The sequence below is a fragment of the Evansella cellulosilytica DSM 2522 genome (assembly GCF_000177235.2).
Classification (GTDB): Bacteria; Bacillota; Bacilli; order Bacillales; family Salisediminibacteriaceae; genus Evansella; species Evansella cellulosilytica.
On sequence record NC_014829.1, the window covers coordinates 3,906,275 to 3,923,325 of the forward strand.

Here is a 17,051-nt window from a genome sequence, read left to right on the forward strand (position 1 = left end):
ATATAAGGACTTCCTCCCATGACTTATTTGCTTATCTAATTTTTGCTATTAGCTATATTTAACAGATATTGCCCATAATTATTCTTTCTTAATGGCTTAGCTAATTCAATAAGTTTTTGATTATTAATATAACCCATCCTGAAAGCAATCTCTTCAATGCATGCTACTTTAAGTGATTGTCTCTTCTCTATTGTACCAATAAATTGTGAAGCTTCTAGAAGAGATTCATGCGTTCCTGTGTCTAACCAGGCATAGCCTCTTCCTAACAGTTCTACTTGTAAGTCATTTAATTGAAGGTAGGCTTTATTAACATCAGTTATTTCTAATTCACCACGATCTGATGGTCTAATACTCTTCGCAATTTCAATTACTCTGTTGTCATAAAAATAAAGACCAGTAACAGCATAATTTGATTTTGGTACAGTAGGCTTTTCTTCTATTGATAATACCTCACCAAACCTGTTAAATTCTACTACTCCAAATCTTTCTGGATCGTTAACGTAATAACCAAATATTGTTGCTCCTTTTGTTTTATTTGCAGCCTTTTGAAGTGTTTGTGATAAACCACTTCCATAAAATATATTATCTCCTAAAATTAAAGCCACGGAATCATTTCCTATAAATTCCTCACCAATGATAAAGGCTTGAGCTAAACCATCGGGAGAAGGCTGTTCTTCATAACTAAATGAAATTCCAAAGTCAGACCCGTCACCTAATAACTCCTGAAATCTCGGTAGATCAGTTGGAGTAGAAATAATTAATATTTCCTTAATTCCTGCTAACATTAAAATTGAGATTGGATAGTAAATCATAGGTTTATCATAAATTGGTAAAAGTTGTTTTGAGACAGTACGTGTAAGTGGATATAATCGCGTACCACTACCTCCTGCTAAAATAATACCTTTCAAATTAATCACCCTGTTTTTCTATACTTAGACTCATTTTTGTAGAAAAGAGGGAATATAATATATTTTAATAATTTTTCTATTCCCATTTATTTTGGAACATACCATTAAGACTAATTTTTGTATTGTTTATAATAGTTACTCATAAAATCAACAAACTCGTTAGCTACATCCAATGTGTTCTCTTGTTTTTTAGCTACATCAAAAATTAAGTCTAAATTACTTTTTACTGCCTTATAAGAGAACTGCCTAATATATAAACTACGAGCTTTATCTACAATTTCTTTTGTTTTCATTGGATTATCAAAAACATCTTTAATAGCATACATTAATTCATCAAAATCACCATGTTTTGCAAGTTTTAAGTATCCACTTCTTGCTAAATCACCCAAATCTGAAATATCATTTGCTATAACAGGAACTTTCATTGCAATTGCATCTGTAAATTTATATGGCATTTGGTAGTGACTCGCTGGGATACTTGGATCAAGCCATAAAATAACAAGATCTGAAGCATAATTAATTTTTGCCATCTCATTTCTTCCTTGAGGTGGTAAAACTTTAATTCTATCCCCATACTTATCCATTAATTTTTTTTGATCTGGTGTTTCTCTTGAACCTACAAACAATAATTTATATCTTTGGTCATTTAGTCTATCTATAAGGTCAACTAGTTCATATATACCTTTATGCTTTCTTATGAGTCCACCAAATAAAATAACTCTGTCATCTTTTGTATATCCTAGTTCTTCCCTAACTTCATCTCTATTGTATTTATCTGGATCGTAATAGCTTTCATCTTTCAAATTTCTAATATAAAAGCTTTTTCCACCAAAAAATTGGTCAAGTGTTTTATTATGAGTAGTAGTAACTGGTACTTTATGAGATAATTCTTCCATTATTTTTGACCATTGCAAACTATAAGGAACTTGTAATTCTTTATCTGTAAAATCTACTTCTTCTAATTTAAATTTCTTTTGAAGCTCCTTGTCTTTTTGTGGGCTTGAAACAACAGTTTCCAAGTCATTATATTCTAATATAAGAGGTTTACTTAAATGATAATTTGCTAATAAAGCCAAACCTAAGCTTGATAATCTTGGTTTTATAGCGTAAACAACATCTCCGTTAATTTTTGTTAAAGCCTCAGACATCATTTTAAAGAAATCGGGGAATTCTTTTCCTTCAAGTATAGTCATTTCAAAATTTGGCACTTCATTTTCATAAGGCGGAAAAATTTTCTCATCAAAAAATCTAAATCCAAGTAACTGAACTGTATAAAATGAAGATAATGATTCAGCGATATTATATGCTTTTGAAAAATGGTTCCTACTAACATCCCATGAAATAATGGTTATTTTAGGAAGATCAACAGAAGGTTTAAGTGCTGGTAATCCATTTTCAAAATAGGAAGAAACATTTGCTTGGATTGTGCTCAAACTTTGGTGGTCATTACTTTGTAAATTTGATATCTGTCCCCAATTTTCATTTCTGCGGTAAATAACAAGAAGTTGATCTCCATATAGTGGGTTCCTCAAAAAAGTATATTTAAGAACTAAATCCCAGTCCTGACGCCTAACGAGATCGTTATTAAAACCTCCAAAATGATCATATAATTCTCTTCGATGAACGAAGGAATTTAAATCAATAAAGTTTTTCTCCATTAATTTTTCGTAATCAAAAGTTAGTGATTTACAGGTTTTAATTTTGTATTTGTTATCGTAATAATAAACATCAATATATCTATTGAACACAGAGTAATACCCTGGGTTCGCAAGTAACCTTCCAATATTAGCTGTAAGATAAAGTGGATGCCATACGTTATCAGAATCTAAATAGGCTATATATTCACCTTTAGAAACTGATAGTCCATAATTTCTCGCTTTTGCTGCTCCGCCCCAATCTAATTTATGATATTTTATTCTTTCGTCTTTAAATCTTTTTACCTCCTCTTCTGTTTTATCTCTACTTCCATCGTCACATATAATGAGTTCCCAATTCGTATAACTTTGCTCAACTATACTTTGTATAGCTTGTCCAATTACATTTGCTCTATTATATGTTGGCATTATAATTGTTACTAAAGGCTCATTTTCAATATATCTGGTTATTTCCTTTAATTGTGATTCACTATCTTGTAATATTTTATAAAAATTGCCTTTTGGATTTTCTTTGTTTATATCATCTACAACTTTGTAAAATAGGGTTTTATCAAATTTTTTATTGTGAAAATTTAATTTCCTAAAAGTCTTATTATTTTTTTTTTCTTTTACAGTCGTAGACTTATTTTTGCTAACAGCCCTTTTTGACAGCTTAAGTAAACGATATGGTAATGCTAATAAATTTTTTGGTGATTTGACAGATGAAATCAAAAGATCACCTAGATTATACTTTATTGAATCATAGACTTTCTCAGTTTCTCTACTCTGTTTCTTTAGATCTTGACGCATATTACGTAATTCTTCTGTAACCAAATTGTATTTTTTAGTTTGTTCCTTATTAACAACTTCTAAGTTATTAATTTTATTTTTTAATGTATTTTTTTCAGTTGATACAGCTTCTAATTTACCACTTAAATTGTCTTTTTCTTGAGATAAGTTTCTTAACTTTTCATTAAGTACGTCCATTTCCTTTGATATTTCTAATAAGCGTTCTTTTTCCCTAGCAGTCTTATTTTTTATTTCCTCTAACTCCCTTATCTTAATGGATAGGTTATTAGTCTTAATTAAATACGTTAGTCTTTCTCCTTCTAATTTCATTGACAGGCTATCTTGAAAAGATCGAGAAGAAATGAACTCTGTTATTTTACGATTTTTATCATTTTTTTCATAGATAATACCTAAACCATGAAAACCATGAATTTTCTCCAATTCTAAGTCGAGGCTAGTTTCCTGTATGAAATCTTCAATGGCAGTTAGAACTCCATTTTTATTGTTATTTTCATATATGGCATTAAATAAATGTCCGTTTAATCCATTCTTCTCCACTAATTCATTTTTGTTTGGTAACATCCCTAACTTTTTATAAGCTTGCTGATAATAAGGTGGAATATTTTCTGGTGTATAGTATAAATCCCTTCTCCCATATGGCCATCCAATATCATGTGCAAATATAATTGGGAATTTATTTTTGCCCTTAAAATTTTTCTCCACTATTTTAAGTTCATTATAAACTGTATACCAATTATGATCTCCATCAATTAGAATAGCGTCATAATCCTCAATTTTCGGTAATGCATTAAGACTTAATTCTTGTAGAAACTCAAAATGTTCCCCATTTTCTTCTGTCCATATATCATATTCAGGTATTTTCAATGGATCAACTGTGTATAATTTCCCACCATTCTCTGTACAATATTCTAGAATCTTCCTTGTGTTAATCCCTTTTTGTGCCCCTATTTCAACAATCGTTTTTGCTTTTGTGATATCTAATATAGGTTGCATTAGATTTTCCCAATATCTATTCAATATTTTTCCTCCTATTCTACAAAAAATTATTGTAGTTCGATCTAAGAATTTTTCTGAAGTCTTATACTTTATTTTTTCTAATATGCTCTTCTACAGTTTCAACTAAAAATTGTGCTCTATTTTGAAAAGAGTAATTGCTTGTAACTTCTTCTTTTAATTCATCTACATTTTCTTTGAGAAGAGGATATGCTAAAAAGAATTCTTCCACACATAAGTTAAATTCTTCTTTATCTTTGTAATATAAAATTTTATTCCCGAATAACTTATAAAGTTCTTCGTGATAATCAGATATAATTGGCAGACCGCACGCAATTGCATCAAAAATTCTGTTATTAATAAACCCATATTGCTTCATATCTTCCCAATGATCATTTAATACTATCTTAGAATTAGAATATAGTTCACCCAACTTTTGGTTATCTATATACTTTCCGACAATAAGTTTTTTATTAATCATCTCAACCCAACCTCTCCCCCATACTTTAAGGGGTAAACCTAATTCAGAACTCCAAATAACACAAGCTCGCTCAACGCCTCTAGTATTACCAACAAAGATAATATCTTTCCTATCGTGATAATTAGAAGAACTTTCATAAAACTCTTCTGTATCAGTACATTGTAACAACGGAAATACTGGAACCTGAATTTTTGAACTTAAATATTCGGCATGGGAATTTGATGCTACAAAAACTATATCATAAGACTGATACTCCTCAAGTGTAACTGATTCAGGATGACTAATATTCCACATTATATTAAAATCACTTTTCTTTACTGTGTAAGGATGTTTTCCTCTTAATACAAGAACAACATCAGCCGTTTTATTATTATCCCATTCCCCATGGTAATCTGTTTCAACTTTTTGATTCATCCTTGATAAATACTTTGTTAGAGATCTCCCAAAGTGGAAGTCTCCCCACTTATCTTGTCTCCAGTCAGTTGGTGCTGGATTTTTAATTATCCATTTCATAAAATTTCTCCAATCTAGACTAAATATTTACTACAAGTTATTTTTACTGTTTAAGATTTAACAAATACATTGACTTAATTATCTTTGTTAAACAATTGTTTTAAACGAGTTAAAATACTTATGTTAGTAGTTTTCGAATTGTCTTGAGATAATTGTAAATCACTATTATTATTTTTTAATGCTTTATTTGTAAATTTACTATTAATTGTTAATATTTGATCTTGATTATTATTTTCTAATTCTTGATTTACTAATGATTCGATATAATTAATAATTGTTTCAAGATTTTGGTCATTTGAATTAATCATTTTTATTTCTTGATATCTAAACCATGTAACAATTAGTCCGTAACAAAAAAATATCTTCTCAATATTTTTAAGCTTTCCTCCACTCTCTAAGTCAGAAAGGAAATTTTTTTCTATTTGTTTAAATTTGTATTGAAATCTTCTAAATAATATTACGAGATCAATTCCATTTGGGCCCACGCCACAAAAGGCCCAATCAATGACCTTACTAACCCCTTGAGAACTAGTTATTATATTTTTATGATGGAAATCTCCATGCATTAGAGTGTAGTTCTGTTTTGGCTCTAAAATACTAAATAATTTATTGTCTATAATTAAACCCTTAAGTTTTTGAATTAGAGTGTAGATATCAACAGAATATTGCTTTTTATTTATTTCCATAAAAAGCCATTTAAATATCTCTTCATTTACATATCCATCATGCATATTTTGAAAGAAATATGCCAACTCAGGTTCGTTGTTTCTAAAAATATGTTCATTTTTTGTAAATAAACCCTTAACATCGTCGAATTTAATAGAAGTTATTGCCTTATGCAGATTTAAAATCTCTTTTAATTCTTCTTTAGTTGGATGAACGCCTTCTACTTTCTCTAATGTCAAAAATTTAATATTGTTAGATTCAGTATAATGAACCATTCTAGGCGTAACGTTTTGTAATACTGAAAATGTATTACGTATTTTAGAATAAAATAAAGATTCATTTCCTATCTTAAAGTTCTCAATAATTTTCGTAATATATTCCCTTTTATTACTTTCGTTATTAATGGGAAAGTGCTCAATAACACCGAGATTATTTGCTCCCGTTATACATCTGTAATTGGATTTGCACAGATAGCCTTGAGCTTCCAAACCACACTCGACATGATTTATCACCTCATTCAAAGATGGGGATAGTCTAATTTCTAAACTTTCCTTCATGTATTTTGATTCTAAGTCCTTCATGTTTTTCTTTTCATAAATTCGACTTATCCATCGATAATACTTTTCACTTTTAGGCTCTAAGTTAGTCAACTTTTCCCCAACATTGATTGCTTCATCCCATTTTTTCTGTTTTTTATATACTCCAAATAGTTCACTATAAAACATAACACGTACTTCTGTTTGCTCTTTATTTGTTTTTTTACTTTGATACATCCCCTCTTTAATTGCTAATTCTGCAGCATCATATTTACCAGTAGCACGATAACATTTCCCTAAATTTAAATATATTTTTGGATTACCTTTTTGAACGTCTAGAACATCTTTCCATTCCTCTATTGCTTTTGACCATTTTCTTTTTTTCATTAATTTTTTTGCATTATTTATTTTTTCAATTGTATCTATTTTACTCACCTACTTATTAGGTATTTTGATTATTTATCTCCCCTAATATTATAGCAATTATTAATATTTATTAACAAAAGTGACAAAAAAAATATATATATATTCATTCTCATACAAATAATTATCAATTTTAATACAAAAAACACATTTGATTTGTTCTATCGTAGATTTTATCATATATTGAAATTTTATGTCATTTGATTTTAAGATAAATTATTTCCAAATGAGATTAAAACTGATTTTTATAGAATATCCCTTTGGATTTCTTCTTGACATTCAGTTCTCTTTATTCAGACAGTAATTGCTATTTTTACTTATACGGTTTTCTGACGTTCTTCTTTCTTTGACTTTTCGACATTAGCTTTCCAGTTTCACTAATACAGTATTAAACTTCTTCCAAAGTTTCTTTACTTTAGTTTTTCTATTTCGTCTATTCTTATGATATTAAGTCGTTTTAAACTGATTTATAGCCTTTATCTAAATTGCAAATGTCATATATAATTTATGTCTTAGCTCGGTGAATTCCTTAATTAAAGTTAGCACCTTTTGCTTTGGCCTTTTTGAGGTGTGTGATTCATATATATAAAGAAAGACCACCTTTTCTTTCCTAACGAAACCTTCGATGATGTAAACCAAGAAAATAACAGAAGAACAACTTTGGAAGATAACATGGTTCATAGAAGATGGTTTTACTCAATGAATCCTAGTTGGAACTAAAAGAGCAGAGATATAATCCACAAAAGAGAGTAAGATGTCTTATTTGGTATTGGAAGTCAATATCCAAGGTTTTGCACCATATCAATAAGGAGAAGTTATTAATAGTTGTGCTGGGCAGGCCAAAAATTAAAAGACCCCAGAATTCCCGGGGTCTTTCCTACAAACATTATATCTTTGTATACTTTGCCAATCTTTGCCCATGTTTTGTATATCCAAAATGTTTCTCAACGTAATCGTTGGCAATTTCAATCTGTTCTTGATATTTCTTTTCATCTGCTATTAATAGTTCAACCTTTTTTTGCACTTCTGAAGGGAATGCATATATAGCAGCTTCTCCAAATAATTCTTTATATTCATAAGGAAGTATAACTGGAACCCCAACAGCCATCGCTTCAATAATAACACGACCAAAAGATTCGACCCAATCCGAATGAGTATAGTAAACAAATACATCAAGAGTTGCCAAAAATTCCTTTGGTTCTTTTTCATCAAAATTATAAACACGCCAATTTTCTGGCAACTTTCCTAATATTCCCCTGGGGATTTCGCCCCCTCCTAGGACATGAACTTCAAAATTATCATTCACAGGGTAAATCTCTAGGAGTTCATCTTTATTCTCTGGCCATTTAACTACATGATCTCTAGAGTGTCTTCCTATTTTTATTTTTTCTTTATTTGGTTCGTAGGACTCTCGTCTCCATTCCTTAATGTTAATTATGTTATTCCAATCATCATTTCCTAAAGATATCTCTTCTATTTCTTTTTTATGATGTTTATATAAAGTTTTTCTCACTAATGGTCCAATCGGATACCAAGTACCAGAAACACCAAAATACTCTTGCAAATGGCGATTGCACTTTATGATATCGAATCGCTTTATACCAGTATCCCCATAATCGCTCATTGGAGTTTGGTTAACTATTACACAAGCAAATTCTGCTTCTACACTTGGTACAAAGCGTTGCCATTCTTCCAATACAGGTGGGTACCTTATAATTAATAATCTACAGGCTACTTGTTCTCCATAAACAAGCATTTGAACATTAACTCCATCAATGGTGTCTCTTATTTTAGAGTTGATAAATTTCTTTGGTGAATAATCATAACGAGCTAATTGAATTAGTCCTGTCCTAAATCCCATTTCTTTTTGAGCCTTTATTTCTTCTAAGTTTGAAATAGTTGAGCCTCCATCAAGTCTAAAATCTGAAACAATGATTACGTCAAATTTCCGTTTTTCATCATTTGTAGACTCACGAGATGGTAACATAGGTTCAGGTATAGGAAATGGTCTTTGTTTTTGCGGAAAGTTATAATAATAGTTTTCAGTATTAGAGTGATAATAGGTTTGAGCCTCTGTATACTCTTTTCTGGCTCCCATAAAGTAACCAGGAAATCCAAAAGCAGAACTACCAGTTAAAGAAGTATTAGTTTGTCTTTGAAAAGAAAGGGGACCTGTTGTTAATTCAATTACAGACTTATCACCAAAAACTAACTTAACCCTTTTTATAAACTCAGAATCAGCCCCAAATCTTACTGAATCCCAATAACCTATTTTCTCCAAAACAGGTTCACGCCTAAACATAAATGATGACATGTTACTAAAAATAAAATGGCCTGGTTTCCCTCTTCTAAAAAACTTCAATTCATTAGTTGCTCTTGATTGTTGAGAGGTATTCCCTATTACCTTTGGATTACCTTCCAAGTGTGTTACTTGTCTTTCAATTTTTTGAGGATGGGACCAATCATCAGCATCATTTATTGTCACATAGGTTCCTGTAGATTTTTTAAGAGCTAGATTACGAGCAATATAGGGACCACTATTGGTTTCTGTCTTAATCAAAAGTACTCTTGAATCTTTCTTAATATATTCATTAACTATGGTAACAGTACTATCTGTACTACAGTCATCCACTACAATAATTTCAAGGTTTGTCCAAGTTTGTGACAACACAGAGTCTAGTGCTGTGGTCAGCCCTTCTTCTGCATTGTAAACAGGTATAATTACTGTTACCTTTGGAATTACATTTTTAATTAGTTTTCTAGGATCTTCCCCTTTTCTTCCTTTTAACCTGTCATACATTGTCTTGCCTGAATCAGATATTGATATATTTGATAATTTTTTTATACTTAACGCTTTATTAATATACTCTATTTTTGTCTGTAACTCCGGCTCTAGGTTAGCATAGGATAAAAACAAATCCGGATCGTCTTTAATCTGTAATGCTTTCAAAATTACTTTCTTTGCTTCCTCAATTTTACCTAGCAAGTCTAAACATTCTGCTTGTAATATCGCATTTTTTTTAATATTGCCGAATTCTTTTTCATTTTTAAATGTACCTTCTAAATACTTAATACATTGTTCAGCATCGTCCGAAGTATATTGATTTGCATGCCAGAGTGCCAGCTCCCATCCCGCAAGCTTTCTCATGTTGTCATCTTCACTGTTTTTATACATCATTTTAAGATCATCATATGCTTTTCCATTAAAACCAAGTGATGTTAGACGATATTTAACTCTATCTATCTTATCTAATTGTATTTGTTTTTTTCCATTTTTAAATTTACTTTTTAAAAACTGTTTCTGATTCTCACTCAGAAATTTTTTTATTCTACCTCTTTGCTCCGATGTTAGTACTTTATCATAAACCCATTGAAAAAAATCAGCAATTTTTCGTGATACCCTTTTAGACATCATATTCAACACCTTGTCTATTTACCTTTATCTTTTGTACCTCTAACCTTTTCCTTGTAAAGCTTTACTGCTTCTTTTGAATCTCCATCAAATTTTATTTCGCCGTTTTCAATCCAAATTGCTCTTGTACAAACTTTTTCAACAAACCCCATACTATGTGACACAATTATAACCGCTTTTGCACTTTCCATCATCTCCTGGATCTTTTCACTTGCTTTTTGTTTAAATGATATATCCCCAGTAGATAAAGCTTCATCTATAATAAATATATCTGGTTGTAATGTTGCTGCAATACTAAATCCTAATCTAGATTTCATTCCACTTGAATATTCTTTAACTGGTTTATTTATTGCCTTGCCAAGTTCAGAAAATTTAACTATATCATTATAATCCCGATTCACTCTATCCTTTGGTATACCTAACAACATTCCGTTTAAGTATATATTATCACTACCCGTTAATTGTGCATTAAATCCAGTCCCATACCCCAATAGTGCTGTAGTTTCACCATTTACTTTAAGAACGCCTTTATCAGGAGTAAGAATTCTTGTTAATACTTTACAAACAGTACTTTTTCCAGCACCATTATGCCCAATTATCCCAACAACTTCTCCTTCATTAATCTTAAAATTAATATCTTTTAAAGCCCAATGTTTCCCTTTTTTTATATTATATGACACACTAAGATTTTCAGCCTTAATTATTGTAGTGTCTCTTATTATAGATTCTGTTTTTTTTAGATCTAACTTTCTCTTTTTCTTTGTTTTTTTTTCTGGTAATGTAGACTGATATCTTTCTATGACATCCTTTGGATTTCCTACTTCTTTAATAATACCCTTTTCCAACCAAATCAAGCGATCGCAATTAGTTTCAGCATATTTTAGACTATGTGTTACTAAAATGACCATTTTTGCTTTTTTAACTAGTTCCTTTATCTTCACAGCTGCTTTTTCACTAAATTCCTTATCACCTGTGTTTAAAGCTTCATCAAGAATTAAAATTTCTGGTTCTAGATATGCTGCAACGCTAAAACCTAAACGAGCCCTCATTCCACTTGAATAATATTTCATTGGTTGGTCCATAAAATCACCAACTCCTGAAAATGCATGAATTTCATCTATAGATTCATGAATTCTTTTTTTGTCTATACCCAACATCATTCCATTAAGATATACATTTTCGCGTCCAGTGAGAGATTTATTGAATCCCATCCCTAAGGAAAATAAAGCTGACACTTTTCCTTTAACTTGAATTTCTCCTTCATCAGGATTAAGAATACCTGATAGTATCTTACACAGTGTTGTTTTACCAGAGCCATTTGAGCCAATAATACCTAATATTTCACCTCTATAACCTCTAAAGTTTAAATTCCTTATTGGCCACACTACTTTACCTTCGGCATCTTCATCATTTTCCTTTTTCTTAAAAAAATTAATTACGTGTGATTTATAATCATCTTTATATCCAGAAACAAAAGATGCACCAAGATTCTCTGCCTTTATTACTACTTCTTTATTTTGATCATATTCATTCAGTCTATTCATCTTATTAAATGACATAATAAATAACCTCTTTTATAATGCTTTAATTATTTTGTGTTCATTCTTGCTATAATGACGTAGCATTCCAAAAATAACTATGATTGACAATAATGCTATTATAAATAAACCGGTGAATGATGGAGCTGTATTATACATTAGTACATCCCTGTATGATTCAATTATTATTGCTACAGGGTTTATTGCCACAATCCAATCATACTGTTCTGGCAAACGGCTCCCTATCCATATAATTGGAGAAGAGTAGAAAAACAAGCGCAAAATATGTGATAGAATATTATCAATATCTCGAACAAAAACACATATATAAGCTAAGAATAAACTTACAGCAGTCAAAAATATTAATTGAATTAATATTATAACTGGTAATAAAATAACATGCCAACCTGGTACAATTCCAAAGATAGCTAAGAATATAGCTATTACCACTAATCCAAATGCAAAGTTAAACAATTGAGTAGAAGTCATAGCTAATGGGAAAATGGACTTTGGCAAATAAACTTGGTTAATAATTGAAGAATACTTTGTAATTGCTTTTGCCGACGTATTTACAGTAGTATTCATCCAACGCCAGACAACCATACCAATTACTAAGTAAACAGGGTATTCTGGTACATCAGAATACCTCTGTAGAATTACAATTACTAAAAAGTAGTACACTACAACATTTAGCAAAGGGTCTAACAGCCACCAAAAATATCCTAAATAGCTATTACGGTGTTCTGCCTTTAGACCTGACTTTACTAGATAAAATAAAAGATCTTTCCTTTTTAACATTTCTTTAATATATTCTTGCATTATATTGTATTACACCGCCTTAAAATAAAAATCTATAACATACATTATTATTATCAAAAAACGCTAATTTAAACTTTTCAAACTTTCAAACTTTTTCTATGTTTATTTAATCTTATAGTTCATTCATACATTCATTTATTAACTTCCTATACAGTCTATTTTTTCACCCCCTTATTGTATATATCCTTAATTTTTAAAGGTAATAATTGTGCATAACAATTACTTATGTACATAATGAGCTCTCTAACACCTCAATATTGTCAAAGAAATCTCTCCTATTTTGTAATTTTTTTCAATAAAAGAAAAGGCATCTTTTCATAGTATACAAATCCTTTTTTAATATTGAAAATAGCTTCCCCTCGATCCAACATTACCAATAATATTTTTTTACTATTACTAAACCCTTAAATACCACCACCGGGATCATACTAACCAAATTTTTCACATTACAACATATTCTCTATTTAACATGTTACAATTAATGATTTCTTCTGAATAGATGTAACTCTGTACATTTTACTTTACTACTTCAATAATCACTTATTCTTAGAATTGTATATTCTCTACTAAATTAAATAGATAGAATGAAACCTGTACATATACAATAAGTTACATTTTTAATATAGATTAATTTATTTCTGCTAATAATTGATATTAATTAAATTTCGTCCTACAATATCTGATAATTAACCACTATCCTATATGATATTTTTTTTATAATACTTCTCAACAAGACAAATTACAAGTTTTTATCACACAATATTTTCCTACATATTTAAACAGTTTTGCAGCGAGACTCATAAAGGTTGATTTTCATATTATTTAACAACAAAGTGCATAATAAAATAAATAGTAAAATCATTAGATGATGGTAGCAGTGAACACTATTGTAAAAATTGTAAAATCGGGTATAGTCATTACTAAATTTCACTATAGAATTTTATTAAAAAGAGATTTACTTAACTTATAAAATGCGTAATTTATAAAATACCATAAACTTTTTAATAAACTTAAATCCTCAATCTCCCGGTATACCTTCCAGTTTTGCTTTGCCATTTTCACTTTGTTACTCGATAAGGAGTGTTGGCTCACTCTGTATTTTGCTAGTACCTCTTGTATCCCGTGGGCTTCAAACCCTTTTTTGCATAATTCGAGCCATAGCACGTAATCTTGGCGAGAACGTATGTCGACCATTTTAACTTGTCCAACCTTTTCCACATCAAGCATGACCGTTAAACAGCCTATCACATTATGCTTTAATAATTGGTGATAGTTTACTGTTTCAGGCGCATCTACAATTGTCCCCGTTTCTTCGCCTTTTTGATCCATCGTTTTATACTTCGTGAAAGAGAAAGAAGCACCTTTTTCCTGCATATATTGCAATTGTTTTTCTAGCTTTTCTGGTAACCACTGGTCATCACCATCGAGGAAGGCGATATATTTACCTACGGAGTGGCTTATAGCTGTGTTTCTCGCAATGGCTGCACCACTGTTTTTTTCGAGCTGAATAAGCTTTACTCTTTCATCTTTTTCCACATACGACCTAATCACGCTCGTTGTATTATCTGTCGAGCAATCATCAACGATAATCATCTCCCAATCGTCTAGCGTTTGAGCTAATACAGATTCGATCGTATCAGCAATATAATTTTCCGAATTATATGTCGGAGTAATAATTGATATTAATGGCATGCTTTTATTTTCAACTCTTTCCATGTTATCACTCACCATTATGAGATATTTCCATCATTAACTGTTAATGCTAATTCCTTATACCAGTTGATTAGCTTTTTTTCTTCAGCATGCCAGTTTAGCTTTTCCATTACAGCCTTCTTCCCATTATTGCCCATTTCCAAAGCTAAATTCCTATTTGTTCTCAAAAACTCAATGGCGGATCTTATTTCATCATCGTTATAAGGATCCACTGCAATGCCACATGAATATTCTTCGACAAACTGCTTCCACATCGGAAAATTGGAGCATATTATAGGTAATCCTACACTCATATATTCAAAAAACTTAGTAAGCTCCTTTTTCATGTAATGATCTGTTGGCGGAAATAAAGCAATACCAGCTAACCATTGGTGTTTTACGTAAGACTGATCAATAATCGACTTAGGAACGTAACGATCTATGCCTTCAATATGCAACTGATCCTTTTTTTCACCAGCCAAATGAAGCATTTCTTCTGCCAGTGCTCGAGGACACCTTCCGTAAAAGCTAACGTTTATTTGTTCGTCAATTAATGGCAACCGAGCATGGATTTTTGCCCCTCTCTCCTCAGTCATATTACCAGTATAGATGAGCTTGTCTTCCCGTTCCATTGTACTATCAATCTTGTGATCAATGAGTTGCTCGTTTAATACAGGGTAATTAAGAATACAGGTTCCGGAAGGATATTTCTCTTTATAGTATTTTTCCGCTAAGCATAGTGCTAGCTTTCTTGAAAAAAACCTTTCTATTAGCCTATACGTTTTACCCATTAGCTTTCTAATTGACTTTGGGATATATTCCTTTTGCTGCATGCTCGTTTCATAATCCTCATGAATGTCATAGATGACGACATTTGATTTCTTCTTTAAAAGCCAGGCTAATGGCAGCAGCTCGGGATCATGAATATGGTAATAGTCTGCCTGGAGCGCACGCGCTTTTCTATATGCTTCGATCGTAGATAAAACCATTCGTTTCAATCTACCTTTACGCTTTTTGATTGGCACGACTGTTATATCAGTAATTTCTTTACTATCATGATCTTCTGGTACAATTAACGATACTTTAAACCCAGCTTTATGAAGAGACTTGCACTCCTTATAATAAATTCTCGGGTCTAAAGGGTGGTGGACAGTCGTTAAGTGCACGACAGACTTGGTGTTGCTCATAGCACAACACCTCCTTTTTATATCATTTCTCTCGAAGTGTTTTTAAAAATATTTCTTCATATTGCTTCACAATTTTTTTCGCATCAAAATCGTGTGCTCGTCTATAACCGTGTTCTATCATTTGGTTTACTTCATCTTTTTCTTTCTTTAACACTTTCAAAATATACGCTTTCATTTCCTCGACACTACCAACAGGGCATAAATAGCCAAATTCTCCCCCGTTTAATACTTCAGATGGACCTGATTTACAATTTGTTGATACGACTGGGGTTTTAGTCGCTAGTGCTTCCGCAATGACATGACTAAAGCCTTCATGTATAGATGAAAGCACAAAAACATCTGCATGTTTAAAATAGATATAAGGATTACTTTGAAACCCAATAAAATGTATCCTGTTTTCGATATTTAACTGTTTCGCTTCTGAGATTAAACTGTCTTTTAAAGGTCCCTCTCCAAGTATTACTAGTTGACTGCTTATTTCTTCATTTACTTTTGCAAAAGCCTTTAGTAATGTCGTTTGATCCTTCTGTTCAACTAACCGTCCTGCGGTTATGATGACTTTATCCCCTGTCTCAAAAATCGGTTGAAATTGGCTATCCACTTTCCCAGTCACAATTTTATGATTAATATGCTGAATATCAACAGGGTTATAAATGACTTCTATATGAGAGGGCTTTACTTTATATTTACTGACTAAGTTTTCCTTTACTCCTTCAGACAAAGATACAACTTGATTAGATAGCTTATACATCATTCCAAATCCACGAAGCTGTAAGTCCTCTTTAAAGGTCCCCCCTAAGTTATCCGCTTCCCTAACGACACATTTTGCTTTTGAAAAACTTAGCCGCGTAGCAAGGATAGCGATTGTATTCACTCTTGGGATTGTACTAAAAACAATATCAATATCTTTTTCTTTTATGATTTTTGACAAACTAAAAATAGATCTACTTAAACGAGTCGTTCGTAATTTAATAAACTCAACATCACTTTTTAATTCGTGCTCGTAGGAACCATCAAAATTTAAAGTAACTAATTTGGGTGCAAACTTTTCCCGGTCTAAGTTGTTAATGATATTGAGTAACGTTCGAGCAGCTCCTCCGCCACCCATTTGGTATATAAAAAATAAGACGTTTTTCTTTTCCACAATAATACAACCTTTCCGTAAAAAACGATTGCTCGGACTTTTTTTATCAAGCTACATTTACATAATACTCTTTTTTAGACGACGATTCCTTTCAAAAAGTAACAAAGAACGCAAAACAACCGATTATATCATAGCAAAAAATGAAAATTTTAGAAAGATAACAAAATAGTCTATGACTAAAGACTACATTTTTGTCGAATTTTCTTTGAAACATAGGCTTTTTATCTATATTATTAAAAAAACCCTTCACAAATAAACAATTTCCAATATAATTAGTAGTAATGAATATGTTATA

The 17,051-nt window shown here is 31.1% G+C and carries 10 protein-coding genes; all 10 read right to left on the reverse strand.

The features are described 5' to 3' along the window. Window positions 1-35: 35 nt before the first annotated feature. On the reverse strand, window positions 36-908 hold the full coding sequence (gene rfbA / locus BCELL_RS18055; RefSeq protein WP_013490214.1) for a glucose-1-phosphate thymidylyltransferase RfbA: 873 nt from the start codon (window positions 906-908) through the stop codon (window positions 36-38). 110 nt (window positions 909-1,018) lie between these two features. After that, entirely contained in the window at window positions 1,019-4,369 is a 3,351-nt protein-coding gene (locus tag BCELL_RS22260; protein WP_013490215.1) for a glycosyltransferase, read from the reverse strand. Window positions 4,370-4,430: 61 nt separating this feature from the next. Continuing rightward, window positions 4,431-5,339, reverse strand: coding sequence for a CgeB family protein (locus tag BCELL_RS18065; protein WP_013490216.1), 909 nt, complete (start codon window positions 5,337-5,339; stop codon window positions 4,431-4,433). A 74-nt stretch (window positions 5,340-5,413) separates the two neighbouring features. Then, window positions 5,414-6,976, reverse strand: coding sequence for a tetratricopeptide repeat protein (locus BCELL_RS18070; protein ID WP_013490217.1), 1,563 nt, complete (start codon window positions 6,974-6,976; stop codon window positions 5,414-5,416). 874 nt (window positions 6,977-7,850) lie between these two features. After that, window positions 7,851-10,379 carry a glycosyltransferase gene (locus BCELL_RS18075; protein WP_013490218.1) on the reverse strand — a complete coding sequence of 843 codons (2,529 nt, stop codon included), beginning with the start codon at window positions 10,377-10,379 and terminating at the stop codon, window positions 7,851-7,853. A 14-nt stretch (window positions 10,380-10,393) separates the two neighbouring features. Continuing rightward, entirely contained in the window at window positions 10,394-11,935 is a 1,542-nt protein-coding gene (locus tag BCELL_RS18080; RefSeq protein WP_013490219.1) for an ABC transporter ATP-binding protein, read from the reverse strand. Between the two features lie 15 nt (window positions 11,936-11,950). Next, entirely contained in the window at window positions 11,951-12,733 is a 783-nt protein-coding gene (locus BCELL_RS18085) for an ABC transporter permease (RefSeq protein ID WP_013490220.1), read from the reverse strand. A gap of 930 nt (window positions 12,734-13,663) precedes the next feature. After that, window positions 13,664-14,449 carry a glycosyltransferase family 2 protein gene (locus tag BCELL_RS18090; RefSeq protein WP_041809173.1) on the reverse strand — a complete coding sequence of 262 codons (786 nt, stop codon included), beginning with the start codon at window positions 14,447-14,449 and terminating at the stop codon, window positions 13,664-13,666. A 14-nt stretch (window positions 14,450-14,463) separates the two neighbouring features. Then, entirely contained in the window at window positions 14,464-15,612 is a 1,149-nt protein-coding gene (locus BCELL_RS18095) for a glycosyltransferase (RefSeq protein WP_013490222.1), read from the reverse strand. Window positions 15,613-15,634: 22 nt separating this feature from the next. Beyond that, complete coding sequence (locus BCELL_RS18100; protein WP_013490223.1) at window positions 15,635-16,756, reverse strand: glycosyltransferase; 1,122 nt, start codon at window positions 16,754-16,756, stop codon at window positions 15,635-15,637. Window positions 16,757-17,051: the final 295 nt, after the last annotated feature.